The organism is Nonomuraea sp. NPDC049158, from assembly GCF_040648335.1.
Taxonomy (GTDB): Bacteria; Actinomycetota; Actinomycetes; order Streptosporangiales; family Streptosporangiaceae; genus Nonomuraea.
This window is the reverse complement of the sequence record NZ_JBEZDM010000001.1, coordinates 37397-62815: the sequence shown is the minus strand read 5'-3', so window position 1 is coordinate 62815 and position 25419 is coordinate 37397. Positions and strand designations below refer to the sequence as shown.

At 67.4% G+C, this 25419-nt stretch carries 24 protein-coding genes, 1 tRNA gene and 1 pseudogene; 11 read left to right on the top strand and 15 right to left on the bottom strand.

Annotated features, from left to right (window positions below; translation table 11 throughout):
• Both AB0B61_RS00320 and AB0B61_RS00315 read right to left on the bottom strand, forming a co-directional pair.
• On the bottom strand, positions 1-972 hold a 972-nt coding region (locus AB0B61_RS00320; RefSeq protein ID WP_358425584.1), incomplete at its 3' end, for a VCBS repeat-containing protein.
• A 66-nt stretch (positions 973-1038) separates the two neighbouring features.
• Positions 1039-2751: an FG-GAP-like repeat-containing protein gene (locus AB0B61_RS00315; RefSeq protein ID WP_358425581.1), complete on the bottom strand. Its 1713-nt coding sequence runs from the start codon at positions 2749-2751 to the stop codon at positions 1039-1041.
• Between the two features lie 173 nt (positions 2752-2924).
• Between AB0B61_RS00315 and AB0B61_RS00310 the strand changes: the two genes are divergently transcribed.
• The 3 genes from AB0B61_RS00310 (at position 2925) to pafA (ending at position 8315) form a co-directional block, all read left to right on the top strand.
• Entirely contained in the window at positions 2925-5933 is a 3009-nt protein-coding gene (locus tag AB0B61_RS00310) for a BTAD domain-containing putative transcriptional regulator (protein ID WP_358425578.1), read from the top strand.
• An 86-nt stretch (positions 5934-6019) separates the two neighbouring features.
• On the top strand, positions 6020-6685 hold the full coding sequence (locus AB0B61_RS00305; RefSeq protein ID WP_358425575.1) for a M15 family metallopeptidase: 666 nt from the start codon (positions 6020-6022) through the stop codon (positions 6683-6685).
• Positions 6686-6956: 271 nt separating this feature from the next.
• Positions 6957-8315, top strand: a complete 1359-nt coding sequence (pafA, locus tag AB0B61_RS00300) for a Pup--protein ligase (RefSeq protein WP_358425572.1) — start codon at positions 6957-6959, stop codon at positions 8313-8315.
• Here pafA and AB0B61_RS00295 read toward each other — a convergent pair.
• Entirely contained in the window at positions 8299-8619 is a 321-nt protein-coding gene (locus AB0B61_RS00295; RefSeq protein WP_358425569.1) for a hypothetical protein, read from the bottom strand. The genes pafA and AB0B61_RS00295 overlap by 17 nt on opposite strands.
• A gap of 411 nt (positions 8620-9030) precedes the next feature.
• Here AB0B61_RS00295 and AB0B61_RS00290 point away from each other — a divergent pair, with 411 nt between their 5' ends.
• The 3 genes from AB0B61_RS00290 to AB0B61_RS00280 all read left to right on the top strand — a co-directional run bounded on the left by AB0B61_RS00290 (position 9031) and on the right by AB0B61_RS00280 (position 10817).
• The gene (locus tag AB0B61_RS00290) at positions 9031-9390 is read left to right on the top strand and encodes a hypothetical protein (protein WP_358425566.1); all 360 of its coding nucleotides are present in this window, start codon (positions 9031-9033) and stop codon (positions 9388-9390) included.
• A gap of 487 nt (positions 9391-9877) precedes the next feature.
• Positions 9878-10147 carry a hypothetical protein gene (locus tag AB0B61_RS00285; RefSeq protein WP_358425563.1) on the top strand — a complete coding sequence of 90 codons (270 nt, stop codon included), beginning with the start codon at positions 9878-9880 and terminating at the stop codon, positions 10145-10147.
• A 97-nt stretch (positions 10148-10244) separates the two neighbouring features.
• The gene (locus tag AB0B61_RS00280) at positions 10245-10817 is read left to right on the top strand and encodes a Pycsar system effector family protein (RefSeq protein ID WP_358425560.1); all 573 of its coding nucleotides are present in this window, start codon (positions 10245-10247) and stop codon (positions 10815-10817) included.
• Positions 10818-10899: 82 nt separating this feature from the next.
• Here AB0B61_RS00280 and AB0B61_RS00275 read toward each other — a convergent pair whose 3' ends face one another.
• The 4 genes from AB0B61_RS00275 to AB0B61_RS00260 are packed head-to-tail and all read right to left on the bottom strand — an operon-like array spanning position 10900 to position 15195.
• Positions 10900-11670, bottom strand: a complete 771-nt coding sequence (locus AB0B61_RS00275) for a hypothetical protein (protein WP_358425558.1) — start codon at positions 11668-11670, stop codon at positions 10900-10902.
• A gap of 4 nt (positions 11671-11674) precedes the next feature.
• Complete coding sequence (locus AB0B61_RS00270) at positions 11675-13762, bottom strand: hypothetical protein (protein ID WP_358425555.1); 2088 nt, start codon at positions 13760-13762, stop codon at positions 11675-11677.
• Positions 13759-14517 (bottom strand): hypothetical protein, encoded by a 759-nt coding sequence (locus tag AB0B61_RS00265; RefSeq protein WP_358425552.1) that lies wholly within the window; start codon positions 14515-14517, stop codon positions 13759-13761. The genes AB0B61_RS00270 and AB0B61_RS00265 overlap by 4 nt, the downstream gene beginning before the upstream one ends.
• A 57-nt stretch (positions 14518-14574) precedes the next feature.
• Positions 14575-15195, bottom strand: coding sequence for a Crp/Fnr family transcriptional regulator (locus AB0B61_RS00260; protein ID WP_358425549.1), 621 nt, complete (start codon positions 15193-15195; stop codon positions 14575-14577).
• 265 nt (positions 15196-15460) lie between these two features.
• Between AB0B61_RS00260 and AB0B61_RS00255 the strand changes: the two genes are divergently transcribed.
• Positions 15461-16051, top strand: coding sequence for a hypothetical protein (locus tag AB0B61_RS00255; RefSeq protein WP_358425546.1), 591 nt, complete (start codon positions 15461-15463; stop codon positions 16049-16051).
• Here the strand turns inward: AB0B61_RS00255 and AB0B61_RS00250 are convergent.
• The 5 genes and pseudogenes from AB0B61_RS00250 to AB0B61_RS00230 all read right to left on the bottom strand — a co-directional run.
• A complete protein-coding gene (locus tag AB0B61_RS00250) occupies positions 16030-16620 on the bottom strand; it encodes a hypothetical protein (protein ID WP_358425543.1) in 591 nt (196 codons plus the stop codon). The genes AB0B61_RS00255 and AB0B61_RS00250 overlap by 22 nt on opposite strands.
• 96 nt (positions 16621-16716) lie before the next feature.
• Positions 16717-17148, bottom strand: a complete 432-nt coding sequence (locus AB0B61_RS00245; protein ID WP_358425540.1) for an SRPBCC family protein — start codon at positions 17146-17148, stop codon at positions 16717-16719.
• Positions 17148-17366: a hypothetical protein gene (locus AB0B61_RS00240; protein ID WP_358425537.1), complete on the bottom strand. Its 219-nt coding sequence runs from the start codon at positions 17364-17366 to the stop codon at positions 17148-17150. The genes AB0B61_RS00245 and AB0B61_RS00240 overlap by 1 nt, the downstream gene beginning before the upstream one ends.
• 36 nt (positions 17367-17402) lie before the next feature.
• Positions 17403-17981 carry a hypothetical protein gene (locus tag AB0B61_RS00235; RefSeq protein ID WP_358425534.1) on the bottom strand — a complete coding sequence of 193 codons (579 nt, stop codon included), beginning with the start codon at positions 17979-17981 and terminating at the stop codon, positions 17403-17405.
• A gap of 886 nt (positions 17982-18867) precedes the next feature.
• A pseudogene (locus tag AB0B61_RS00230) lies at positions 18868-19111 on the bottom strand (hypothetical protein); the annotation flags it as partial.
• Positions 19112-19592: 481 nt separating this feature from the next.
• Here AB0B61_RS00230 and AB0B61_RS00225 point away from each other — a divergent pair.
• From AB0B61_RS00225 to AB0B61_RS00215, 3 genes are all read left to right on the top strand, one after another.
• Positions 19593-20072: a dihydrofolate reductase family protein gene (locus AB0B61_RS00225; protein ID WP_358425532.1), complete on the top strand. Its 480-nt coding sequence runs from the start codon at positions 19593-19595 to the stop codon at positions 20070-20072.
• 145 nt (positions 20073-20217) lie between these two features.
• Positions 20218-21030 (top strand): DUF899 family protein, encoded by an 813-nt coding sequence (locus AB0B61_RS00220; protein WP_358425529.1) that lies wholly within the window; start codon positions 20218-20220, stop codon positions 21028-21030.
• A gap of 35 nt (positions 21031-21065) precedes the next feature.
• Positions 21066-21554: a hypothetical protein gene (locus tag AB0B61_RS00215; protein ID WP_358425526.1), complete on the top strand. Its 489-nt coding sequence runs from the start codon at positions 21066-21068 to the stop codon at positions 21552-21554.
• A 151-nt stretch (positions 21555-21705) separates the two neighbouring features.
• Here AB0B61_RS00215 and AB0B61_RS00210 read toward each other — a convergent pair whose 3' ends face one another.
• Both AB0B61_RS00210 and AB0B61_RS00205 read right to left on the bottom strand, forming a co-directional pair.
• The gene (locus tag AB0B61_RS00210; protein WP_358425523.1) at positions 21706-21855 is read right to left on the bottom strand and encodes a hypothetical protein; all 150 of its coding nucleotides are present in this window, start codon (positions 21853-21855) and stop codon (positions 21706-21708) included.
• Between the two features lie 108 nt (positions 21856-21963).
• Positions 21964-22035, bottom strand: a tRNA-Arg gene (locus AB0B61_RS00205).
• Positions 22036-22151: 116 nt separating this feature from the next.
• Between AB0B61_RS00205 and AB0B61_RS00200 the strand changes: the two genes are divergently transcribed.
• Entirely contained in the window at positions 22152-22538 is a 387-nt protein-coding gene (locus AB0B61_RS00200) for a response regulator (protein ID WP_357647542.1), read from the top strand.
• A gap of 102 nt (positions 22539-22640) precedes the next feature.
• Here AB0B61_RS00200 and AB0B61_RS00195 read toward each other — a convergent pair whose 3' ends face one another.
• Complete coding sequence (locus tag AB0B61_RS00195) at positions 22641-25385, bottom strand: AAA family ATPase (protein WP_358425521.1); 2745 nt, start codon at positions 25383-25385, stop codon at positions 22641-22643.
• Positions 25386-25419 lie beyond the last annotated feature (34 nt).

Genomic DNA, 25419 nt, shown 5'->3' with positions numbered 1-25419 from the left:
CGTCCGAGCTCCCGGATAGTCATAGAAACCGCCGACATCACCGAGGCCATCGCCATTGAAGTCACCCGCCACGGGCTTGACGCGCGGCTGCTCGAAGTTACCCGCGCCGGAATCCCACGTACTGACCGGCGCGTTGAAGCCACCCCCAGCCTTGGCCGACCACACGAACAGAACCGTCCGAGCCCCCGGATAGTCATAGAACGCGGCCACGTCCTCCAGACCGTCACCGTTGAAGTCCGATTTCACCTCCGAGGCGCCGGACGGCGGGTCCGTCGACGGTGTCGTCCCCGCACTCCACAGAGCGTCGACCAGAAGCTGGGCGTCGTGGACCTCCTTGGCGTAGGCGTCCGGGACCGCCGACACCTGCACCTTCTGGCAGATGGCGCCTATGTCCCCGCTCATCCATGCGTTGTTGGGGAATTTGCGCAGCATGGCGTTGAGGAACGCGTTGGTCGCGTACACGGGATCGATCAGTTGCGCGGGAGTGCCCCAGCCCTGGGACGGACGCTGCTGGAACAATCCCAGACTGTCGTGATCACCGGCCTCTGTGTAGTTGTGCAGGGTGCTCTCGGTGATGGCGGTGGTCACGGCGATCACCGCCGCTCGCTTGTCCAGCCCTCGGCCCTTGGACGTGGCCGTGATGATCCGGGCGCACGAGACGTTGTAGGCGTTCACGCTCTTCCCCAGACGCGGGCCGTTCATCTGCGGCCGGACCTGGTTGGCGATCGCGGTGTCCGCGCTGGTCTCGCCGCCCGAAACGCAGGCGGTGTAGGACAGTGACGCCGCGAGCGACTCGGGCACCGGCTCGCCGGCCGGGCCGGGGACGCGGCTGGTGGTGGGGGCTGGGGTCGGCTCCTGCGCTGCCGCAGGGAGAGCACCTCCGGCGAGGAGCCCTGCGGCCAAGGCGGCCGACACGGTCAGGCGGCGGGTGAAGGGTAAACGCGGGGTTGCGATGAGACGGGTGATCTTCATAATTTTCTCCAAAAAGGGTGAGAAGTCCGCTGGCTGCGGCTTGCGCGCCGCAGCCAGTTCGCACGATCAGACAGGCTTGGTACGGAACTGGTCCCAGTTGCCCGCTCCGGAGTCCCAGGTCATGGTGGGGGCGTTGAAGCCGCCGCCGGTTTTGGCGGTCCAGGTCCACAGGCCGGTGCGGCCGCCGGAGTAGTCGTAGAAGGTGCCGATGTCGGTCAGGTTGTCGCCGTTGAAGTCACCGGTGACGGCCTTGACGCGGGGCTGTTCGAAGTTGCCCGCTCCCGAATCCCAGGTCATGACGGGGGCGTTGAAGCCACCACCAGCCTTGGCGGTCCAGGTCCACAGGCCGGTGCGGGCGCCGGAGTAGTCGTAGAACGTACCGATGTCGGTCATGTTGTCGCCGTTGAAGTCACCGACGATGGGCTTGGCGCGCGGCTGCTCGAAGTTGCCCGCGCCCGAGTCCCAGGACATGACGGGGGCGTTGAAGCCACCACCAGCCTTGGCGGTCCAGATCCACAGACCCGTGCGGGCGCCGGAGTAGTCATAGAACGTACCGACATCTGCCAGACCGTCACCGTTGAAGTCACCCGCGATGGCCTTGGCGCGCGGCTGCTCGAAGTTCCCCGCTCCCGAATCCCAGGACATGACGGGGGCATTGAAGCCACCACCAGCCTTGGCGGTCCAGATCCACAGACCCGTGCGGGCGTCGGAGTAGTCATAGAACGTACCGATGTCGGTCATGTTGTCGCCGTTGAAGTCACCGGTGACGGCCTTGGCGCGCGGCTGCTCGAAGTTGCCCGCACCCGAATCCCAGGACATGACGGGGGCATTGAAGCCACCACCAGCCTTGGCAGTCCAGATCCACAGACCCGTGCGGGCGCCGGAGTAGTCATAGAACGTACCGACATCTGCCAGACCGTCACCGTTGAAGTCACCCGCGATGGCCTTAGCGCGCGGCTGCTCGAAGTTCCCCGCACCCGAGTCCCACATGCTGACCGGCGGGTTGAAGCCACCCCCGGCCTTGGCCGACCAGACGAACAGGACCGTCCGGGCCCCCGGGTAGTCGTAGAACGCGGCCACGTCGTCCAGCCCGTCACCGTTGAAGTCGGCCCGAACGTCACTGGTGCCGCTCGCCTCGGTGGCGGGAGTGGCGGGCGGACCGTCCTCGGCGCCCACCGGTGCGGAATAGCCGACGATGTCGATGTTCGTGCGCGAGTAGCTGTTCTCCTTGATGCGGTTACCGCTGTTGCCCTCGATGGTGTAGACGGTGCTGGCGTTCGAGGACTTGACGATCCCGACATGGTCGATGTCGCCGCTCTGGTCCCAGTCGAAGACGACCGCGTCGCCAGGCTGGGGCGCGTAACCGGTGGAACGCGCGTGCCAGGTTCCGTGCTTGGTGCCGTAGTCCTTGAAGGAGCTCGCCCAGCCGGTGAGTACGCCCCCATTCGTCTCATCGACCTCGGCGTCGGGCACTCCCGCGTTCTTCCACACGTACTTGGAGAAGTCCGCGCACCAGTCGCTGTTGCGCCATTGGACTCCGTCGCTGCTGGGGCATCCGGAGGCGGGCTTCCACGGCCGGAAGTACCCGGTGTAGTAGTTGCAGCCGCTGCCCGCCGGATCCTCGTGGTTGCGCGAGGCGTTGCCGAGCTGGCTTTGAGCGACGGAGACGATGCCGGGGCGGGAGACGGCAGCCGCGGGCGCGGCGGTCAGGGCGATCAATCCCGTGCCGGCGAGGGCGGTGACGACGGCCGTGCCGCAAAGGCGGCGAAGAATGGTCATTATGGTCCTCTCGGAGCAGTGGTTTCGCCTTCGTGACAAAGGCTGTAATGAGTGGCTCCAAGTTCTCTGTAAACGGGCTCCAGCGACTTCTGTAGCGGTGCGGGTTCCGTTGGAGAGGGCGCGGTGCTATCACTGCGGTACAAGGTCAAGTCCCGGGGGCCCGAGGGGGATTGATGGAGTTCCGTCTGCTCGGTCCCGTCGAAGCCTGGGACGGCGGGCGGTGCCTGCCGCTGGGCGGCCCGAAACCTCGAGCGCTCCTGACCGTTCTGCTGCTGGCCGCCGGGAAGGTGGTCTCCAGCGACCGGCTGGTGGATGTGCTGTGGGGCGAGGAGCCACCGAAGAGCGCCCACGCGCTCGTTCAGACCTATGTCTACGGACTGCGCCGGACGCTGGCCGAGAGCGGCGGCGAGCCGGTGATCGAGACCCGGCCGCCCGGCTACGCCGCCCTGCTCCGGCCCGGCCAGCTCGACGTGGAGGCGTTCGAGCAGCTGGTGGCCGACGGCCGCCGGCACGCGGCGGACGGCGGTCACGAGCGCGCGGCCGAGAGCCTGCGCGCGGCGCTGGCGCTGTGGCGGGGGACGGCGCTCGGCGGGATCGGCCATGCGCTGCGCGGTGAGGCGGCGCGGCTGGAGGAGACCAGACTGCTCGTCTTGGAGGAGCGCCTCGACGCCGAGCTGGCGCTGGGCAGGCACGCGGAGGTGGTCGGCGAGCTGACCGAGCTGGTCCGGGCCCACCCCGCCCGCGAACGCCCGCGCGCCCAGCTCATGAAGGCCCTCTACCGACTGGGCCGCCAGACCGACGCGATGGCCGCCTATCACGAGGCCCGGCAGGCGCTCGCCGACGAACTGGGCGTCGATCCCGGACCGGAGCTGCAGGAGTTGTACGAGGCCGTGCTTCGCGCGGATCCCTCCCTGACCCCGTCCCCGTCTCCTCCCCCGCCCCCGCAGGCCGAGCCCGAGGCGGTCCCCGCGCATCTGCCTCGCGGCATCGCCGACTTCACCGGCAGGGACAAGGAGCTCGGCGAGCTGGCCGCGCTGCTCACCGCGCCCAGCGACACGCTGACGGTGTGCGCCATCTCCGGCAAGGGCGGGGTGGGCAAGTCAGCGCTCGCGGTGAAGGTCGCCCACCAGGTGACCCCGGCCTACCCCGACGGGCAGCTCTACGCCGACCTGCGTGGCGTCACCGGCTCGCCCGCGCCCGCGCTGGAGGTGCTCGGGCGTTTCCTGCGGGCGCTCGGCGTGCCGCCGACGGCCGTCCCGGCGACCGTGCCCGAGTGCGTCGACGCCTACCGAAGTGCCCTGTCCGGCCGCCGGCTGCTCGTGGTGCTCGACGACGCGGGCACCGAGCAGCAGGTACGCCCCCTGCTGCCGGGCAGTCCCACCTGCGCCGTACTGATCACGGCCCGGCGCAGGCTCGCGGGCCTGGACGGGGTGAAGGTGAGCGACCTCGACGTCTTCGACACCGAAGCGGGCGTGGACCTGCTCGCCCGTATCGCCGGAACTGAGCGAGTACATGCGGAGAACGAGGCGAGTGAGCGTATCGTCCGGCTCTGCGGCCACCTGCCGCTCGCGCTGCGCACGGCGGGCGCGCGGCTGGCGGCCCGCCCGCACTGGCCGCTCGCGACGCTGGCCACGCGCCTGGCCGACGAGCGCCGCCGCCTGGACGAGCTCGCCGCCGGCGACCTGGAGGTACGGGCGAGCGTCGGGCTGAGCTACCGAGGGCTCGACGACGCGGCGAAGCGGGCGTTCCGGCTGCTCGGGCTGCTGGGAGTGCCCGATTTCGCGTCCTGGGTGATGGGGGCGCTCCTGGACGTACCGGACGCCGAGGGCGAGGAGGTCGTCGAGCGCCTGCTGGACGCGCAGCTTCTCGACCACATCGCCGTGGACGCGGCCGGTCAGAGCCGCTACCGGCTGCACGATCTGCTGCGCGTGTACGCGGCCGAGCGGGCCGAGGTGGAGGAGCCGCCCGTGGAGCGCGCGGCGGCGGTGACCCGGGCCCTGGGCGGATGGCTGTGGCTGCTCACGACCGCCGTCGCCGCGCGGCCGCCGGGCGCGCTGGCCCTGCGGCGCGAGTACGCCATGGCCAGGCCGGTCGGCTCCGACGTCACCGACGGGCCGACCGGAGACTTCCTGATGTGGTTCAACACGGAGAGTCCCGCCCTGGTCGTCGCGGTCGAACGGGCGGCGGCCATGGGTCTGCACGAGGTGGCCTGCGAGGTGGCCGCCGCCCTGTGCTCCTCGTCGTTCTCCTTGGACACCCGCTTCGAGGAGTGGCGGCGTACCCATGAGTCGGCGCTGGCGGCGGCCCGGCGCGCGGGTGACCCGCTGGCGGAGGCCACGCTGCTGGTGGGGCTCGGCCAGCTCCGCTACCGCCAGGACCGCTACCGCGAGGCGCGGGCCTTCTTCCACCAAGCGCTTCCGCTGCTGCGCGCGGGCGGTGACACGCGCGGGCAGGCGGTGGCCGTGGCCGGCATCGGCAACGCCTGCCGGGAGCAGGGCGACCTGGTCGAGGCGCTGGTCCACCTGCGGCAGGCGGGCGAGGCCTTCCGCTCGCTCGGCGATGACGCCGGGGTGGGCGAGGTCAGCCGGCTGGCCGGATCGGTACTGCTCGAACAGGGCGAGTTCGATGCGGCACGCACGCTGCTCGACGACGCGCTGGCCGCCTTCCGCCGGTTGGGCAGCAGGCGCGGCGAGGGCATCACGCTGCGGACCATCGGGCTGCTGCATCGAGCCGTCGGCGATCTGGAGCGCGCGGAGGCACTGTGCGCGCGGGCGGTCGTCCTGCTGCGCGAGGCCGGCGACCCGCTCATGGCCGCGTACGCCGTGCAGGCCCTGGCCAAGACCCGGATCCGGCTCGGCGGCGACGACGCCGCGATCCTGCCCGAACTCCTCGACGCGCTGCGGATGTGCGAGCGGCACGGTGACAGGTTCGGCACGGCGCTCGTCGAGCGGACCATCGGCGAACTGCACCTGGCGCGTTGCCGCTACGACCGGGCCGAGGAGCATCTCGGCCGGTCCGTCGAGATGTGGGAGCAGCTGGGCCTGCCGTTGTTCCGGGCGCGCACCTTGAGGGACCTGGCCGCCGTACGCGAGGCGACCGGGGACGGGCCGGCGGCGGCGTCCATGCGGGCCGCGGCCGTCGCCGTCTTCGCTGAGTTCGGCACCCGCGAGCAGGGCGAGTGACCTTCTTTAGTGCGTTCTTGGAGAGGATTTCTAGCGCCGCCACCGAACATTCTCCTTGACCTGCCCCCTTTCCTAAGGAGAACGTCGTGCCGGACATCGTGCTCATGTCGGACCCGCGGGTCGCCAAGATCCCGGTAGCGGATCGCGGAGAGCCGCTGGTGGACCTGCGAACCGTACCCGGCCTGCGACTGGACGAGCGCCAAGCCGATCCCGACGGCGCGTACGCGCACGTCCGCCGGGGGCATGTCGAACGCCTCCTGCGTGCTCAAGCGGGCCTTCCCGACGGTCTGCGGCTGCTCATCGTGGAGGCGTACCGGCCGCCCGCGCTGCAGGAGCAGTATTTCTCGTCGTACGCGGCCAGGCTTGCCGAGGCCAACCCGGACTGGCCGGAGGAACACGTCTACGTGCAGGCCAGCCGTTCCCTGGCCCCGCCCCACATCGGCCCGCACGTCTGCGGCGCGGCGGTCGACCTCACCCTGTGCACCGAATCCGGCAAGGAGCTGGACATGGGGACGGAGGTGAACGCGAGCCCCGAGGAGAGCGATGACGGCTGCTACACGGCAGCGGACAACATTTCCGCTCGGGCTCGCTCGAACCGTGGCATTCTCGGTGGCGTCCTGCGCGAAGCCGGTTTCGTGAACTACCCGACGGAATGGTGGCACTGGTCATATGGCGACCGCTATTGGGCGCTGTGCACCGGCGCTCCCGCGGCCCTGCACGCCCTGATCGACTGGCCGCTCCCAGCCGGTTGATTCAGTCCGGACGCGTACGCGGCTTCCGGCATTTTGTTCAACAACGAGAGTCCTCGTACCCGCCTTCCGCAGCTCGCCGACAAACGGTGCTTGACCTGGGCGAATGGGCATGCCGGTTCCGCCCCGGAGGCGCCACAACAAGTCTTGATTTTCTTGTGCGAAGACCGCATTCTCGGGGGTCAGAGCGACCGACACGCCCGGCGAACAAAGGAATCCATTCCCAATCGAGATCATCCCCGCCATCGGCGCGGGGGGAGAATAGTGTGAGGTAATGGATCGTCGCATCTTTGGCGTGGAGACCGAGTACGGCGCCACGTGCACGTTTCGGGGGCAGCGCAGACTGTCCCCGGACGAGGTGGCCCGGTATCTGTTCCGGGGGGTCGTGTCCTGGGGCCGGTCGAGCAACGTGTTCCTGCGCAACGGCGCCCGCCTGTATCTCGACGTCGGCAGCCATCCCGAGTACGCCACGCCCGAGTGCGACAACCTGGTCGAGCTGGTCACGCATGACAAGGCCGGGGAGCGCATCCTGGAGGGCCTGCTCGTGGACGCCGAGAAGCGGCTGCGCGAGGAGGGCATCGCCGGCGACGTCTACCTTTTCAAGAACAACACCGACTCGGCCGGCAACTCCTACGGCTGTCACGAGAACTACTGTGTGGGCCGGAACGGCGAGTTCGGGCCGCTGGCCGACGTGCTGATCCCGTTTCTGGTCACCCGGCAGATCATCTGCGGGGCGGGCAAGGTGCTGCAGACCCCGCGCGGGGCGGTGTACTGCGTGTCGCAGCGCGCCGAGCACATCTGGGAGGGCGTGTCGTCGGCGACCACCCGGTCCCGGCCGATCATCAACACCCGGGACGAGCCGCACGGCGACGCCGAGCGGTTCCGCCGCCTGCACGTGATCGTCGGCGACGCGAACATGAGCGAGACCACGATGCTGCTCAAGGTCGGCGCGACCGACCTGGTGCTGCGCATGGTCGAGGCCGGGATCGCGATGCGCGACCTGAGCCTGGAGAACCCCATCCGGGCGATCCGCGAGGTCTCCCACGACATGACCGGGCGGCGGCGGATCCGCCTGGCCAACGGGCGGGAGGCGTCGTCGCTGGAGATCCAGCAGGATTACCTGGGCAAGGCCAAGGACTTCGTGGACCGGCACGGCGGCGACCCGATCACCCACAGGGTGCTGGATCTGTGGGAGCGCACGCTGCGCGCGGTGGAGACCGGGGACCTGGACCTGGCGTCCCGCGAGATCGACTGGGTGATCAAGTACCAGCTGATCGAGCGTTACCGCAAGAAGTACGACCTGCCGCTGTCGTCTCCACGGGTGGCGCAGCTCGACCTGGCCTACCATGACGTACACCGCAAGCGGGGGCTGTTCTACCTGCTGCAGCGGCGCGGGGCCGTGGAGCGGGTGGCCTCCGACATCAAGATCTTCGAGGCGAAGTCGGTGCCTCCGCAGACCACCCGGGCGCGACTGCGCGGCGAGTTCATCCGCAAGGCGCAGGAGAAGCGGCGCGACTTCACCGTGGACTGGGTACACCTAAAGCTGAACGACCAGGCGCAGCGGACCGTGCTGTGCAAGGACCCGTTCCGCAGCGTCGACGAGCGGGTGGACAAACTCATCGCCGACATGTGACCGAGCGGAGCAAGGGAAGGTTTTCGGCGGCGACCTTCGTCGCGAACACGCCGTGGTCCACCGACAGCAGCACGTCCGGTAGCCAGCGCAAGGTGGGGTTCCAGTACTCCGGCTTACGGCTGCGGGTGCCGAACGATCGGCGTTCGCGGGAGTGGATCTCCGTCGCGGTGACCGCCTTGGAGTTGTCCGTCTCGCCAAAGGACTGCGCGGAGTAGCCTGCGCCCCTGAGGATCTGGCTGGTGAGCGCCTTGCCGGACTCGACATGCTCGGCGACGCGGATCGCGAACCGCGTGACAGTCAACATCGAGTTCGCGGCGGAGTTCGGCTGTCCCCCAGAACCAGCGCGACATCCGGTTGACCCAGCCGCCTGTGCGGGTCGCGGTCCGGAAGCGGCATGGCTCGCCCTCACACCCTGTTCTCGAAGGGACGCAACAACGAGGGAACGGCGGACACAACAACAAGCACGCCGACCCCGACCGGATCCGCGCCAAGATCCACGACCACCTGGATCGGCTGGCCCCGCGGCTGAGCAGTGAGCCCAGCACCCACAACAAACCCACAATGTTTTCACAACGCCGGTCAGACATGCTGACCCATGCGAGCACTCATACGGACCTGGGCGCGCCTCGCAAGCCTTGATCCTGCGCTCTCCTGCGCAAGTGCGCGCCACGATCACCGCCCGGCCAGCAGGCCGTGCCGAGCAAAAGGACGTGACATGCCATCGATCAAACGGATCGCCATCCGCACCGCTCTGATTGCGGCCCTGGGGGCCGCAGCGCTCACCGGCGGATCCAGCACAGCCTTCGCGGACGCCCAGTACTGGAATTACAAGTGCGACGACGGACGGGCCTGCGTCTACGTGAAATCGACCGGACAAGTCTGGAACATCGAGCACTGCGGGCTAACCGGCCTCCACGACTACTTCAACTATGCCCAGGCTCACGGTAACGCTTTCCAGATCGTCTACGGACCTACCCCGACCTACCCCAGGGAGCGTTACGACTTTGTCCCGCAATGGAGCCAGCGGCTACTTGGCGGGGAGCTGTTGGCCACAGCCGTATACGTATACTGCTGAGGGGTGACAGCAGATCTCCACCCCGCGCCTTTCCCGATGAATGTGATCGGACCTGGTCATTCACGAAAGAAAACCCTCGAGCTGGGATGATTCAGGTTTCTCCACAGCACCGTTCACCCAGCTCAGAGCCAGATCCGAGCAAACTCCACAAGGCCTGTTCGGCCTCGCAGCCTCCGATCCGACACTCCCTCGCCTATCGACCCGCTCGCAGCAGACCAAACCACGCGCTGGAGGCAATCCGCGCCACCCGAGGCCTCTGTGACCGACGTCGGCGCGCGAGGGTTCGCAGGGATCAGATGACGTCGATCAGCCCGGCGGACAGCACCGGCGACTGTGGCGGCGCGGTGACCTGCGCCCATGCCTGCCAGGTGCCTTCCGGCCGGAAGGTCGTCCCGTTGGGGCCGAACAGGATCGCGCGGTCGCGCCTTTCACGGTGACGGACAGGGGATCCCGCTCGGCGTCGGCCCAGTCGTTCTCGACCGGCTCCATGCCCGGCGCGGTGAACGCTATCTCCACCTGCTCTGTGCCGCTCGCCCCGCGAATCCAGAACGGCAGCCACTCCCGCGACAGCGACGAGATCATCTCCACTGGGGCTCCTGATGACACTACGCTTGTCGGCGGCGCCGAGCTGGGGTTCGCCGAACTGCTGGACAATCCGGTCGAGGTCGCCGGCGGGGGATATCGTCGCCTCGAACCCGCCAGGCGAATTCTTGGCCGCCGACGAGTGATCACGATCATGCCGAGCGTCTCCTGTTGACGTGGTGTACAGCGGGCGCGAAGCGCATCACGGGCTTCAACTCACGGCGGTCGTGGAATGCTCTGCGTGGTGATCGCCCCCGGCCAGGAGGTTCCTCGTGTTCCACAAGATCGTGCGAGCCCTCACCCGGAGCACTCCAGACCAACGGCAGGCAGCCGAGGACGATGCGTGCGCCTACGGAACACAGTTGCTCAGCGAGGCCCGCGAGGAGCTCAACAGGGCGGACACCAAGGCCCAGGTCCTTCTTGGCATCGTTGGCATCGGCCTCGGCGCCGTCACAGGCGGCCTGCTCGCGGGAAGCTGGTCACCTTTCGCGATATCCAATGCCATCGAGTGGCTGTGGTGGGCAGGGGCCGCGGCAGCTCTGGCATCCGTGGTGGTACTCGCCGGCGCGGTCTATCCGCGGTTGGATCGACGGAAGGGGAGCGGTGCCGTCATGTACTACGCCGATGTCTTCCACCTCGACTCCACGGCGGCAGTCGCCAGCGCCCTGAGACGGTCCTCAGCACTGGACCTGGAGCGGGTCGCTGATCAGCTGTACCGGGTCAGCCACATCGTCGGGCGGAAGTACCGCCTCATCCGCTGGGGGTTCTGGCTACTTCTCGGTGGCATGGCGGCCACAGTGAGCGCGGCGCTCATCAACGTCGTGCTCGCCGGGTCTCCGCCGTGACCGCGCAGTCGCTGGATGACGCCGCTCCGGCGAGCACCTCACGCTCGTCCGGCGAGCACCTCATGCTCGTCCGGCGAGCACCTCACGCTCGGCCTACCAGCAGCGTGTCGTCCTCCAGCGGTGGAACGGGCAGGCCGAGAAGTTCCAGGGTCCTGCGGAGCACAGTTTCGTTGCTGACGACGAAGTTGAGCATGTCCTCCCTCTCGTACCGCTGCATGATCGTGTCGACGGTGCCGAGCAGTTGCTGTGCTCCCTGCTGCCGCTGCTCGACGAGTTCCGCGATGATCTGCGGTAGTTGGTCCGGGGAAACAGCCAGTTTGATCGCGTGCTCCACCTGAGCGCTTCCCACCACGGCGGTCAGAAAATCCTGCCATTTCTGCCGAACCTCGTCGGTGCTCTTGATCTGGAGCAGCGCCGCGGCGGCGTCGGCTCTGATGTCATGCTGTTTTTTGTGGGCATCCCGGTTGAGCTGGCGTACCTCCTCGGGAACATTGACCTCGGCTCTGACCGCCCACCGGTAGACACCCGTCAGCGAGCCTGAGATCGCTCGGAGTCTGTCGTTCGTGGCCTGCTCCGCCCCGCCCGCCGCGGTGATCTCGAAGTGCCGAGTGGTCGAACGTACCTCCTGACACGCGCGCTGGAGGACCGCCTCCGCCTCGGGTACTTCATCGCTGAGGAGGGCTCGGGCCCGTTTCCCGCCCGAGGTCGCGGTTCGGAACAGGGTGACGGAGAAGTCGTAAGCGTCACCTTTGGCGGGCGAGGCCAGAATAAAAGGCTCGATGTCGACGGGCGGTTCGGCCTCGGGCTGGATCTGCTGGACGTTGTAGAGCAAGGGTGCCAGCCATTTGCGCATGAGATCAGCTCCTGTGAACGAGTTGACGCAGGTGATGGTGAAGTTCGGCGGAGATTTCGCCCTGGTGCCGCCAGAACCGGAGGTAGAGCAGGGCCCGCTCGGTGTTCCGCCCATCGGTCAGACTGAAGATCTGATCCGTGATCTCCCGTACAGTGGGCCGCTCGTCGTAATGGCGCAGCCATTCGTTCAGCAGCAGGTCCCAGGACTCGGGCACGGCCAGGCGCCCCTCCTCCTCGTAGCTGAGCGCATTGCGCCAGAGCATCACCAGGGAGGGATGGGGATCGAGCTCGCTTAGACGCGGCCGCTCGGAACTCGAAACGGGGAGCGCGGCAAGTCGTCCGAAGGCGAGGGCGGCGCCGCGACGACCGGCCGGTCCTCCGTCACGAACCCAGCCGGCGAGATGGTCCATGATGGTGGGCGCGGTGTCCCCGCGATAGAGGTACGCGATGGACTGTGCCACGTCGTGGTGGAACTTGACGCCCCTGTTCAGGACCAAGGTCCGGAACGCGGCGAGGGCTTGGTCAGGTGCGGAGAGACCAACGGACGAGGCGTAGGCGCGGATCGCGATCGCCTTCTTCACGTCGTTGCTACGGATCATCAAATCAAGATGAACGTGGACACGGCGTGTCATCGATGGGTCCTCGGCGGCGGCTTCCAGCGCCAGAGCGGCGAGCTGATGATCCCGGGACCGGCGGGAGCGACTCCACACCTCCAGGAACCGCTCGTTCACGAGGGCGAAGTCGAAGGTCGCAAGCTTTCCGACCGCGTGCCCCACCTTGATCCTCGTATGCCACGATCCCTCACCGCCGAGCCAGTTCAGCCAGTCGACCAACGAGTCTCGGATGGTTGGCTGGTCCTCCCAGATCACGCGCAGCATGACGGCTGCCAGCTCGGGGCGTCTCAGCCTTATGCTTCGCCCGCCCCCGGGCCCGCCGGGTGTGGCCTCGGCATCCACGTAACTCAGCCAGGCCGGTAGCTTCTCCCAGAGCTGGACCGGTTTCGGCGAATGATCACGACGCCACTTCTCGTCGAGACGTTCGGCCAGTGCCAGGGCCGCGCCGGAGATTTCCGCCTCGGGCAGTCCGTGAAGTACGGCGATGCTGGTCATGAAACACCGGCCCAAAGTCGGCCTGCGCTTGTCGAGGTCTTCACCCACCTTCGCGCGCATTCGATGGAATCGCCGATTCAGCATGGTCTCGATGGAGCTGCCGGACTCCACCGTGACGGCCACCTGCCTAACGAGTTCGACCACCTGCCAGGGCGCGGAGAGGGCGCGGAGCTCCTCGTCCAGAGCCCGCTGATCGTCTGAGGCAAGCCGTGCGCCCGATACCTGAACGGACAGATGCTTGGCGAATATCCGGCGGTTCGGCGGTGGATCGTGCTCGATCACGGGCGCGATGGAGGACCGGATGTGCTCCGGCACCAGGACGATCATCCTGCAGTCGGCGTTGACGCCGGCACGCTTGAGACTCGTGGTAACCCTGTCCACGGCGTCAGGCGTATCGACCAGATCCAGCAAATAGCCGTGCCCCGATTCCAGCTTCCAGTCGCGGGGATTCGGTGTGCTCGCGCCGTGTGGAATGATCCAACTTGCCCTGCCGGCCCAGTCGAGCAGCGCCGCCAGGGCGGTGGTCGCTTTTCCCGTCTCTGCCGCGCCACCGAGCAGGACCAGACGTTGGCTGTCGAGCAGCCTGCGTGTTTCGGTTTGCGACTGGGTTGGTACCAGCGTTCGCCGTAGGTCCTCGATCTCGTTTTCCGTCAGTTCGTGGATCGTCGCTGTCGGTTGTGGCCGCCCCTGGCCTACGTGGATGTCGCCCTGGGCGAACCAGATATTTCCTTTCTTGACGCGGTTGCTCACGCGGCCGATCAGGTCCCGGGTGCCGGGGCTGGGCAGTTCGTCGGCGTACAGGTCGTCCAAGCTCTGCCGGCGCTCCTGCCACTCCTGCCGGGAGGCGGTCATTTCATGACGGATTGATTTATTGTCGGGTTCTTGGAATGTTTCGTCTTCCTCCTCAGACGAGGTGTCCTCGACCTGCGGTTCTTCCGGCTGTGGGGTATCGGAACTCGATTCCTCAGGCGGGGAGTCGCTCATTTCTTCCTCCGCTTTGAGTCATGAGTGACGTTGATGTCCCCTTGCGCGAAGAGAATGTCGCCTCTCTTGACCTGGTTCGTGATCGACCCGCTCCCCGGTGGCGGTTGTGACGGAGCGTCCTTTCTGGCCTGCGGGGGCTCCGGAATCTCCATGTCATGCACGTCGAAGTGCGGCACGTACAGGTAGGCCGGATATTCTTGCCTCTTCTCCGCTACCGCGACCTCCAGGAACTCTGACGGTCTCGGCCGTCCCGGTCCCTGTGACACGTAGTCGCGGAACACCTCCCGCGAGATGATCAGCGCCAGGTCGGCGTCGCGGAAGGTGTCGAGCGCGGTCCGGATCGGTGACGAATCACGCAACCTCGCGGGCTGTACCGCGTGCTGCCCAGGCCATCCGGCCGCACCGTCCAACTGCAGCGGTCCGACGTGGACAGCCAGCCGTACTCTCATCCGGGCCCAGGTAGGATCGCCGCGGCGGCTGTTGTGCGCCGCGATGGCCATGTCCAGCTCGGTCAGGAACTGGTCGAGGAGAAGAGGAATCGTAACGAGAGGGCCCGGTTCGGCGGGAAGGACGGCGGTCAGCGAATCACCGCCCACCTGGCGCGACCACGACTCCTGGTCCAGCTGAACGCGATCCGCCGCCGTCTCGATGGCGCTGATCAGGCCGGACTGGAGGGTGCGCTGCTGGGCGTCGGTACGGCCGCCGTAGTTCTCGATATCGGCTGTGAGCAGGACGCGGTAATCGTGCGTGACCATGGCATCTCCAATGAGCGGGTGGGCTCAACGGTGAGGTACGACCCGCCGGGAGAAGCCTTAGAAATATGGCTTGGCGAGGAACGGGAGGTCGGCGAGCGCAGTCAGCCCTGCCAGGTCCTTCACCACCACGTCGCGATGCCCTCGCCGGATGACCCCCTCTGCGGCCAGTTCGCGCAGCGCCTTCTGCGTCGTGATCTCCTTGGCGCCCACCAGCATGCCAAGCTCGGCTCTCGTAAGCGGGACTCCGATGCTCACGCCGTCATCCGTGGTGCGGCCATGCCGCGAGATCAACGCGATCAGCACGCGCGCCAGGCAGATCTTCGTCTCGTACCCGGCGAAGTCGAGCCGCCGCTGATTGGCCCAACGCAGCCGGTCGGCCACGACCTGTGTCAGCGCCAGCGCCGCGGCCGGGCGCCGGGTCACGAAAGAGCGGAACACCGGGCCCTTGACCTGTTGGCAGACCGCGCGCCCGCAGGTCGTCACGGTCGCCGACCGCGGCGACCCGTCCATGGCGGCCATATCGCCCACGATGTCGCCCGACACCCGGATCGCCAGCGTCGCCTCAACACCGTTCTCAACGCCCCCGGTCACCTTGACCAGCGCGTCCAACAGAATCCAGACCGATGTGCCGCGCTCTCCCTGGCTGATCAGCACGTGCCCGGGCGGGAGCGCGCGCAAGCTCCCGAGCTCAAGGAGCTCCGAGCGTAGCTCGTCCGTCAGACGGTGCATGAAGGTGCCGGTCGGCCATCGGTTGGGTGCCAAAGTTCTCCTCCAGCAGGCGAGACCTCACACATATGCCAGCCGAGTCGTCTCAGCAAGGGGCTCATATGTTCGTGAAGCTCAGCCTTATCGGTGGGGTTCCCGAGGCTCAACGTCGGTCCCCTTCTCTCCCGATCCCATGGCAGGCGACGTACATCAACCTGCGATCCGCAGGGATGCGCGGTTGGCAGGCCTTGGCGTACGGGCCCTGGCACGCAAGTACGGCGTGCATCGTCGGACGGTGCGGGAGGCGTTGACCTCGGCGTGGCCGAAGCCCAGGAAGAAACTGCCGGCGCGGCGGAGCAGGTTGCCGTTCAAGCCGGCGATCGATCAGATCTTGTGGGCGGATCTGGACGCGCCGCGTGGCCTATCCGGGCGCTGGCTGGCGCGCACGGCCTGGCGGGCGGGACCGCAGTTCACGCCGGTCGACCGCTGGCTCCATGTGGAGCGGCGGCAACTGACGACGAAGGCCATCGCCGACGCAGTGAACATGACCCGGGAGCGCGCCAAACCACCCAGGCCGATGGCGCACGACTTCCGCAGTACGTTCATCGGCGACCAGCTCGACTCGGGCACCGATCTGGCGCCGATCTGGCCACGGTTCAGGCGCTCGTCGGGCACGCGAGCCCAACGACGACCGCGCGGTACGACCGCCTTGACCAGACGGGCCGCCGTGGCGCGGCTGCGCATCCCGGCTGGAAGACCCGGAGGCCCCGTGACCGAGCTGGTCCGTTGTGATGCGAGCGGCGGTCACTACATGGAAGGGCGGTGTTGATCAATTGGTAAGAATAGACGCGGCCGTTCGAGCAGCTCTTTGTTGAAACGTACTCCGCTTTCGTGCTCAATAATGGCCATGCAGATGGCGTTGACGTTTCCTACTTCCTCTATGTCATCATATAAAGGTGCGAGGAGTGGCGCATATGGCGTTAGGGGTCCGAGGAAATCTGTCCAGGGGGTGAAAGGTATGGCGAGCGGTTCCGGGAACCGTACTTCCCCTTCGGCGTCTCCGTAGCGGGCGTACAGAGTGGTATTGCCTTCGATGTCGTCGGCGAGGTACCAATGCCTGAACCCTTGGCCGGCCAGGCGATCGGTCGCCTCTTTGCGATCGGGGCCGGGGTTGACCGCGTCGAGCGTGACGATAGCGTCGCCGACTGCTATCAGGGTGAGATCATCGGGTTGGACGTGTTCAGGGGTCCGTAGCGCGGCAGGGTCCAATTGCAGTCGGTGGATGGCCTCCGCCGGCGCCAGTTGGCCGGAATCAGGAATGGTCACCGTGTATGCGAAAGCGTCGAGAGTTAAGGCATTGAGTATCTCTTCGTATTTTTCAACCAAATGATCTAGCATGCGCATCTCCTGCTTGAAGTCGACGTCTCGGGGATGAGCGGGCCCGCCCATCCCCGGGGACAGTTAAAGGCGGGCAGGCTGCCGAGGCGTTGATCTTCAGCAATGAGCGTCCCCGGCCAGCGCCCCCCGGAGATATTCCATATCGGCGCCAAGGGCCTTCCGGGTCGTCAGCCGTAACACAGGAGCGAGCAGCGGACTGCGTAGATCCAGGTCGATCCGGTGGAGGATTCGGGTCCCGTCCGGTACGCGATCGAGCCGGAAGCTGAGTTCGGCCCGCCGGAACAGGCGGGACTCCAGCAGCACGAAGACCAATTCCCGCTCGGCGTCGTACTGAGTGATGCGGAACCGCTGGCGTTTGCCCGACGGCGCGATGGTCATCGCCTCGTATCCCACGCCGACCGGCGCGGTCGACAACGGGACCACCTCCGCGATACTGCGGTCCCAGCGGGGCGCGGTCAGCGGATCACCGAGAAAGCGCCACACCTGCCGGATGTCCTGCGGGACGACAATGGACGAGTTGAGCTGCATCAGATGACTGCCTCCTTCACAGGATGGGGCGGAGCACCGCGCAGCGCGACTGCCCGAGCCGCAATATCCGCTTGGCACAGGGGTTGCCCCACTCGATCCTGCACCGCCGTGACCGGAACGGGGTCGGGTTGGGCGAAGTAGTTGGCGAGAACGAGCTTCTCCATGAATAGGAGCGGGTCACCTTCGAGCGGCAACGGAAGCGAGAGCCAGGCGGGCATGCGCACCTCCTCAGCCCGGGCGTCGCCTACTCTGGCCTACGTGATTATCGGCAACGTTGGATGAGGAGTGTCCATTAGTTCGTCGTCCAGGCGGACGCCGCTTTCCAACTCGACTACCGCTAGGCATGCCGCAGTGATATCTATCTCGGCTTCCACTACCTCGCTGTCGTAGCCGGCCGCGAGCAGTTTCCGGTAACCGATCAACGGGCCGAGCCGCTCTGACCGCTGAGCGAAGGGTATGTCTATCGGCTGTGGGTGATCTAGATCTCCTTCCATTTCCCCATACCGAACGTACATGCTGGTGTTGCCCTCGATGTCGACGGACACATACCAGTGCCGGAATCCCACGCCGGATAGCCGGTTACTTATCTCCTGGCGCTCCTCTCCTGGATTCGTCCAGTCCAGAGTAACGATGCCGGTATCAACCTGGTAGAGATGAAGGCCGCCAGGGCCGTGAAAGTCCTCGTAGCCCTTCAGCGCGAGCGGATCAAACCCTAGGCGCCGCACCGCGTCGCCAATGAGGAGCATGCCGGAGTTGGGAAGAGTTACTGTGTATGCGAAGGTGTCAAGGTCATTCAACATGTCACGGTAACGAGCGACGATTTCATCGAACACGAGTCCGACAACCTTTCGAAACGAATAAGGATGTCCCCCAGGACAGTGGCGACAACATGCCCGGCCCTTCGACCTAATCGAGTAAGGATGACATGGAGGTCCTCACCGTGATCGATTCCTCCATCGATCTCCTGAGCAAGATGATCATGATCCTCTAGGAGACATCGTAGGGCGTTTACACCTGCTTGTTCTATGCGGAGACTCGGTCGATAGTTGCCACAGGCACCTCTCACGCCATCTGTCCGCGACCATACCTGTAAAGACCGACATTCCGGATCGGCTCAGGGAAGCTGACAAGCTGCGGGCAACGTGTCTGGCGAGAAAGGCCTGCAGGCCGATAGCTATGTAGCACGTGATCGCTGCCATTGGCGGGGGTCGGCTCGTGCATTCGATCTGGTGCCGATTCTAGGCGAGGCGAGTGATCGCTAAAGGGAGGTGCAAGGTTCGGCAGTCGCAGGCCACAGCCGACCGAGAAGTCGCGCTGTGCCCGCAGCCGCCGAGCCCGCATGTGCAGACCCGCGTCAACTCAGCGTAGACGCGAGGGGTGCAACCTGGCTCACAACTGGTCCACAGCTAGCGAGCGTCAATGAGAACAGGCAGGACTCCATGAGACTGGAGGCCCGCCCGTACATGAGGTTCGAATCCTACAGGGGGTACACGATCTTGAGCAGCGGTTCCGGCCGCTGACCAGGGCGAACATCGTAATGGGCGGGCATCGCATCGGCCCCGGGCCTTCCGGCGACCGTGGCCCCGATCGGGCGATCCGCGGACGGCCTACCGATCGGCGCCCAGCTGATCGGACCGATGTTCGAGGACCGCACCCCGATCCAGTTCGCCGAGCTCCTGGAACGGGAGTTCGGCGGCTTCAGCCCCCGCCGCTCGCCCGCTAACCGTATTGATCCGCAGGATTGTTGACACGGGTGATCGGTGGGTGGCCGCCGACTGCGGTGCGCGTTCTGCTTTGCCGCCGGCCTAGGGCCGGTAGGGGCGGGTGTACTTGCCACGGCTCCCAGATCGGTCAGGGCTTGGTGCCAGGCGATGCCGCTGCGGCAGGCCAGGGCGTTGTCGGTGAGCACGCGTTGGATGCGGATGATGCCCAAGGCGGCGAAGTAGGCGGCGGCACGGCGTAGGAGGGCGGCGTAGAACTTTTCTGGCGGAGAACACCTGCTCATGCGCGGATTGGCTCCGCACACCCTCAACCGCTCGCGAGGCCGGGGCGGCCGCCGTCACCTGCCCTGGGCAGTGCCTGGTGCCGTGGATGGGGCAGCATCCCTTTACGAGGGTTTGTAACTTTGGTTGCCGCGGCAAGCGACCTTATGCAGTAGTGCGGCGGCCGTAGCAGCCGGTCTGATGGAGGCCTGGGACGGCGGTGAGCTCGCGTACCGCCTATGTCCAGGTCGAAAACGGAGCAGGCGCTTGATCACAGCACGAGATCTGGCATCCGCCTGTTGATCAGAGGTTATCGGGAGCGCTCGTCGTCGGGTGCCACGGCTTTTCCGACGATGAGGAGGAAGAAACACATGGAGGCACCGGGTGCGGAAACTGATTCTGGGTTTTTACGTCTCGCTCGACGGTTAGAGCGCTGACAGAGACAACGGAATACGGGACGTCATGATGAGCATCGACGACCCCGAGCAGGAGGAGTATTTTGTCAGCCGGCTGTGGGAGGCCGGGGCCTTCCTCATGGGCCGTAACACCTACGAGGCCATGGCCGGATACTGGCCCGGCTCCAACCATCCGTCTGCCAGGGCCATGAACGAGATCCCCAAGGTCGTGTTCTCCCGCACGCTGAAATCGGCCGACGACTGGCCCGAGACCCGGAGCGCCGGCGGTGACACGGCGGAAGAGATCGCCAGGCTCAAGGCCGAGCCCGGCAAGGACTTCGTCGCCGCCGGCGGCACCGCGTTCTTGCACTCCCTGATCAAGCTCGGCGTGGTCGACGAGTATCGGCTGTGGGTGCTGCCCGCCGTCACGGGCAACGGCGCGCCGCTGTTCCCCGAACTGGATCAGCCCGTGAACCTGCGCTTGGTGAAAAGCACGGCCTTCCCGTCCGGAATTCTCGAATTGGTGTACGCGCCGACCGACAAGTAAGACTCAGCAAGCCGTGCCTGTGCCAGATGATCGCCTGGGGCCGAGCGTTGCGGCCACTTCGTCACCAGCACGCGACCGCGTAGCGATTGCGAGGGACGTTCTCCCCGCAGAACCAGTCCGGATTGACAAAGAAAGGGATTTCACCATGACCGAACCCCACGTTTCACCGATCGGCGACGCGGCCAAACCCCCCGTCGCCGACCGGGCCGCGTTCCAGGCCGAACTGGACCGGCTTCGGACCCGGGAAAAGGCCCACACCCGCGAGGGCGACGCGATCGCCGCCGCCCGCCGCCGCCTGCCGATGGTCCAGGTCGATCCGCGGACCCCGCTGATCGGGGCGGACGGCCCGGTGCCGCTGATCGACCTGTTCGCCGGCCGGTCCCAGCTGATCGCCTACTTCCACATGTGGCACCCCGGTCGGCCCGCCGCGCAGCAGTGCGAGGGCTGCACCTTCAGCACCTCCCACGTCACCGAGCTGGCCTACCTGCACTCCCGCGACGTCAGCTACGCGGTCCTGGCTGAGGGCCCGTACGAGGAGGCCTCGCGCTACCACGACTTCATGGGTTACCCCGTCCCGTGGTACTCGGTGCCGCACGAGTCCGTGGAGCGGCTGATCGCCGGCCGGCATTTCGGCATCTTGGCCTGCTATCTGCGCGACGGCGAGCAGGTGTATGAGACCTACTGGACCACCGCCCGCGGCAATGAGGCGATGGCACCGTCGTACGGACTGCTGGATCGCACCGTCTACGGACGGCAAGAAGACTGGGAGGACTCGCCGAAGGGCTGGCCGCAGCGCTGGGGCTCCATGGGCGGCCAGTTCCAGCAGGACGGCCGCCCGACCGCCCAGTGGCCGCGCCTGCAGGCCGGCCGCGACGACGACCTCGGCCCGATGCCGGACGGATGGACCAGGTGTTCCTGCTCGCTGCACGGTGAACCACCGGCCGCGGCGACGCCCTGACCGGTTGCGGACCCGACGAGGGTGAAGAGGGCATCATGCCTCTCCTCCACACGGTGGGAATATCGGTCGGCTGCGTCCTGGCCCTCGTGCCGGCCCTGTTGCCCCCTGTAGGACCCGCCCGGAGGTGGCCGCACGTCGTCATGGCGCTCGGTATGGCGGCCGGGCATCTGGGCGGGTTGTTTCTCTTGGTCGGGGTCCTCGCGTTGCTGGCGGCCGGCTGGCTGTGCGGTTCCCCCTCCCGCCGCGTGGAGAGTGGTCATCACATCCAGGACTTCGTGGCCATGTCCATCCTCTTGGCGTTGACGGCGTTCGGCGGACCTCCTCTCGGCGGCACTCCCGCTGGGCACGCGCACGCAGGCGGTTCGCTGGCGACCGTGGGCCTGCTCATCGGATTGATCTGGACCTGCGCCCGGCTCATCCGCGTTCTGCCGGAGCGGGACGGGAAGCGAAGGGTGAACGGCCAGGATCTGTGCTCGGCCGGAATGGCGGCCAGCATGACGTTCATGGCCGCGTTGCCATCGTGATGGGTCGGAGCCGCGCGCGCACCTCAGATGGGTCGCGGCCGGGCTCCATCGGGGCCCGGCCGAGCCTGCAGCCAGCGCAGGATCTCGCAAGGGACGAGGTCAAAGGCGGTGGGGTCAAGAGCGCGGCGCTAAGGGCCCGATCCTCCCGTGCTCAGTCTGCTCGCCGGTCTGCGGGCACGAGGACGTCGATGATGGCGTGGACGCGCTGGGCGCGATCGGGGACGAGCACGGTGGGCTCGGTGAGGTAGTCGACCCATGCTTCGATTTGCGCGGCACCGCAGAACATGTGAGCCAGTCGCACAGCCAGCGAGCTACAACGAGAACGGGCGGGACTCCGTGAGACTGGAGGACCGCCCGTTCGTACGCTGTTTGCCCTGGTCGGCGGCCGGAACCGCCGGTCAAGATCGTGTGCCCCCTGTAGGATTCGAACCTACGCACCCGGCTCCGGAGGCCGGTGCTCTATCCCCTGAGCTAAGGGGGCTCAACGAGTGATAAGGCTACCAGTATCAGGCCACCACTCCGCACCACGATAAAGGTCCAGCCACACATCCGAGGAAAACCCCACGTGACCGCGCCACTACGGGTAGCTTTGCGGCCGTGGGCGAGGTTCTTGGCAGGGTACTGGTCGTGGACGATGACGAGGTCATCCGTCAGTTGATCGCGGTGAACTTGAGCCTGGAAGGGTTCGAAGTCGCCACCGCCACCGATGGGCAGGACTGTCTCGAGCGGGTGCTCGATGTCATGCCCGATGTCATCACGCTTGACGTGATGATGCCGTTTCTTGACGGCTGGGTGACAGCGCAGAGGCTGCGTACCGATGAGGCGACCAGTCACATCAAGGTCGTGTTGATCACGGCGCGGGCGCAGGACGATGACAAGAGGCGGGGGCGAGGGATCGGCGTCGACGCCTATCTCACCAAGCCGTTCGACCCGGCGGAGCTCATTGAGGTGGTCCGCGATCTTGCGGCGGGAAGCCGGGTCTGAGCCCCTGAGGTGTCAGTGGCCCCGCGACCAGCGCGGGGCCACAGGCTCAAGTGCAGGGGCGCGGGGGCATAGAGCAAGAGCAGCGCGCGAAGGACGTCGGGGCTACAGCAGTGCGCGAGTCCGAGCCTCTGCCGCCGCCTGTGTACGTGTAGAGACCTCCAGCTTGCCCAAGATGTTGGACACGTGCACGCTCACCGTCTTCTGCGCGATGAACAGCCGTTCCGCGATCTCTCGGTTGGTCAACCCCTCCGCCACCAGTCGCAGCACCTCGGTCTCCCGTGCCGTCAGGCCGCCGTCGCCATGGCCGCCGCCGCCGGTGGTGAAGCGGGCTCGGCGGGCGAAGTCGCTCAGTGCGGTCTCCAACGGTGTGGCGCGGAGTTTGCCGGCTGCCTCGCGGGCCAGGTCCCACTCCGCCTGGGCTTCTGTACGGGCGCCTGCTGCCAGCAAGGCCTCCGCCAGGCGCCAGCGGGCGCGGGCCGCCTCATAGACGAAGCCGAAGTCGAATGCCGCCACCACACGGCGCCACAGCTCGACGTCGAGGCGGCCGTGGACGCGGTGCCATTCGGCCTCCGCTCGCAGCGCCCAGGCTTGGCCTTCTGGGCCCATCGGGCCGCGGTCGCCCACTGGGCCGCTTTCTACGGCGAAGCGGACGCGGTTGAGGAGGTCGTCGGCGCCCTCCACCTGGCCCAGGTCGGCTAGGGCCCATAGGCCGATGGCGGCGACGCGCAGGGTGCCTGTTTCGCCGGGTTCGAGGGTGGCCATGGCGGCTTCTACGTGTTCCAGGGCGAGGGCGGGCTCGCCGCACCAGAGGGCGTGCTCGGCGGCCATGCCTCGGGACATGTAGGCGACGAGGAGGTCGGACCAGAACGGGCGTAGCCAGTTGAGGCGGCCTTCGACGGCTGGCAGGCCGCGGGCGACCTCTACGAACAGGGCGAACGATGACAGGACTGCTTCTGGCAGCGTGCCGACGCGGGCGCCGAAGCCGGCGGCGGTGGCTTCGGCTTCGTCCCATTCGCCGGCCACGTAGTGGATCAGGAAGCGGAGGAAGCGCAGGTCGGTGCCGTAGGTGCTCCAGTTGAGGCCGGTTTCGACCGCCAGCTGGATGCCCGCGTCGGCGATCTCGGCCGCCTCTACGAGCGAACCCTGCTCGTAGAGGATGCGGGCGTAGTGGAAGCGGGCACGGAGGTCCATGGCCAGGTGGCCGGTGTTCGCGGCGGAGGCGGTCTGGGCGAGCGAGCGGGCCCGGGTCATGTCGCCTTCGTGTTCGGCGTGCAGGGCCAGGGTGAGCAGGGCGCCCGCTTCGGCGTCGCGGGCGCCGGCGGCCCTGGCCGTCTCGATGGCGCGGCGGGCGATGTCCTCGGCTTCGATGTGGCGGGCGGACCAGGTGATCGTGCGGGCGTGGGTGGCCAGGGCTCGGGCGAGGGTGGGCTGGTCGGCGGCGGCTTCGACGGCGCGTTGGGCCGCGGCGATGGCGCCGTCCTGGTCGTCGAGCTCGACCAGGTAGTAGGCGAGCCGCTCGTTGACCTCGGAGGTCGGAGGCAGGGCGCGCAGTTGCTGGACGGCGCGGTGGTTGTCGCCGCTGTCGGCCGCCATGACCGCGCTGCGGAAGGCCAGCGCGGCCCGGTCCTCACCGGCGAGCTCGGCGGCGTCGGGGACTCGGTCCCACAGGCTCAGCGCCCGGTCGTAGTGGCTGTGGGCTTCTGCGGGCGCGCCCAGGCGCTCGGCCAGCCGGCCCGCCTGCGCCGAGGCGGCCAGGGCGCCCGCCAGGTCGTGGCCGGCCAGGTGGTGGTGGGCGAGCTCGGCGGGTGAGGTGAGCAGGCGCGCGAAGTCGGCGTGCAGTCTGCTGCGCTCGCCGGGCAGCAGGTCGGTGTAGGCGGCTTCCTGCAGCAGGGCGTGCCGGAAGGCGTAGCCGTAGCCGTCGACGCGGAGCAGGCCGCGCGAGACGATCTCGCGTACGGCCTCCTCGAAGTCGGCCAGCGGGAGCCCGGAGACCTCGCGCAGTAGCTCGTCCTCGACGCGGCGGCCGGCGACCGCGGCGGCGCGCAGCACGCGCTGGCCGGGCTCGGACAGCACCTCGACCCGGGACATCAGCAGGCTGGCCAGCCCGTCGGGCAGGGTGTCGCCCTCTGCCATGGCGGCGAACAGTTCCTCGGCATAGAACGGGTTGCCGCCGGCCCGGGTGACGATCACGCCGAGCTCCTGAGCGTCCACCTCACCCAAGGTCGCCACGTAGTCGGACATCTCGCCGGAGTCGAGAGGGCCCAGCTCCAGGTGGGTGACGCTGGGCAGGCGCTTCAGCTCGGCCAGCACCGACCGCAGGGGGTGACGGCGGTGCAGGTCGTCGGTGCGGTAGGTGCCGACGACGCACACGCGCTCGCTCTGCACCATGCGGCTCAGGAACACCAGCAGGTCACGGGTCGAGCGGTCGGCCCAGTGCAGGTCCTCGATCACGAACAGCACCGGCTGGACCTCGGCCAGCAGCCCCAGCAGCGAGCCGAACAGCCGCTGCTGCGTGAGCCCGGCCGGAGGCGCGCTCTCCACGCCCGGCAGCAGCTGGCCGAGCAAAGGATGGGCGGCGGCCGCCTCGCGGACGGCGGGCTCGGCGCCGCGCAGGGCGTCGGCGAGCGGGAGGTAGGGCAGGGTGTCGCCGAGCTCGGCGCACTGTCCGACCAGCACGTTGAAGCCACCGGAGCGGGCCGCGGCGACCAGCTCGGCCACCAGCCGGGTCTTGCCGATGCCGGCGTCGCCGCCGACGAGCGCCACCTCGGCGGTGCCATGGGCGGCGGATTGGAGCACGAGCGCGAGTCTCGCCAGCTCAGCCGCGCGCCCGACCAGGAGACCCTTCACGGCAGCAACTATGCCACGCCTGGCCGACATTCCG

Coding starts and splice junctions, on each gene's coding strand:
- AB0B61_RS00240 (WP_358425537.1), bottom strand. CDS start 17,366: ATGCCCGCCTGGCTCTCGCTTCCGTTGCCGCTCGAAGGTGACCCGCTC.
- AB0B61_RS00315 (WP_358425581.1), bottom strand. CDS start 2,751: ATGACCATTCTTCGCCGCCTTTGCGGCACGGCCGTCGTCACCGCCCTC.
- AB0B61_RS00290 (WP_358425566.1), top strand. CDS start 9,031: ATGCCATCGATCAAACGGATCGCCATCCGCACCGCTCTGATTGCGGCC.
- AB0B61_RS00250 (WP_358425543.1), bottom strand. CDS start 16,620: ATGCTAGATCATTTGGTTGAAAAATACGAAGAGATACTCAATGCCTTA.
- AB0B61_RS00275 (WP_358425558.1), bottom strand. CDS start 11,670: ATGCGCAAATGGCTGGCACCCTTGCTCTACAACGTCCAGCAGATCCAG.
- AB0B61_RS00245 (WP_358425540.1), bottom strand. CDS start 17,148: ATGCAGCTCAACTCGTCCATTGTCGTCCCGCAGGACATCCGGCAGGTG.
- AB0B61_RS00265 (WP_358425552.1), bottom strand. CDS start 14,517: ATGGTCACGCACGATTACCGCGTCCTGCTCACAGCCGATATCGAGAAC.
- AB0B61_RS00270 (WP_358425555.1), bottom strand. CDS start 13,762: ATGAGCGACTCCCCGCCTGAGGAATCGAGTTCCGATACCCCACAGCCG.
- AB0B61_RS00225 (WP_358425532.1), top strand. CDS start 19,593: ATGATGAGCATCGACGACCCCGAGCAGGAGGAGTATTTTGTCAGCCGG.
- AB0B61_RS00220 (WP_358425529.1), top strand. CDS start 20,218: ATGACCGAACCCCACGTTTCACCGATCGGCGACGCGGCCAAACCCCCC.
- pafA (WP_358425572.1), top strand. CDS start 6,957: ATGGATCGTCGCATCTTTGGCGTGGAGACCGAGTACGGCGCCACGTGC.
- AB0B61_RS00285 (WP_358425563.1), top strand. CDS start 9,878: ATGCCCGGCGCGGTGAACGCTATCTCCACCTGCTCTGTGCCGCTCGCC.
- AB0B61_RS00310 (WP_358425578.1), top strand. CDS start 2,925: ATGGAGTTCCGTCTGCTCGGTCCCGTCGAAGCCTGGGACGGCGGGCGG.
- AB0B61_RS00295 (WP_358425569.1), bottom strand. CDS start 8,619: ATGTTGACTGTCACGCGGTTCGCGATCCGCGTCGCCGAGCATGTCGAG.
- AB0B61_RS00215 (WP_358425526.1), top strand. CDS start 21,066: ATGCCTCTCCTCCACACGGTGGGAATATCGGTCGGCTGCGTCCTGGCC.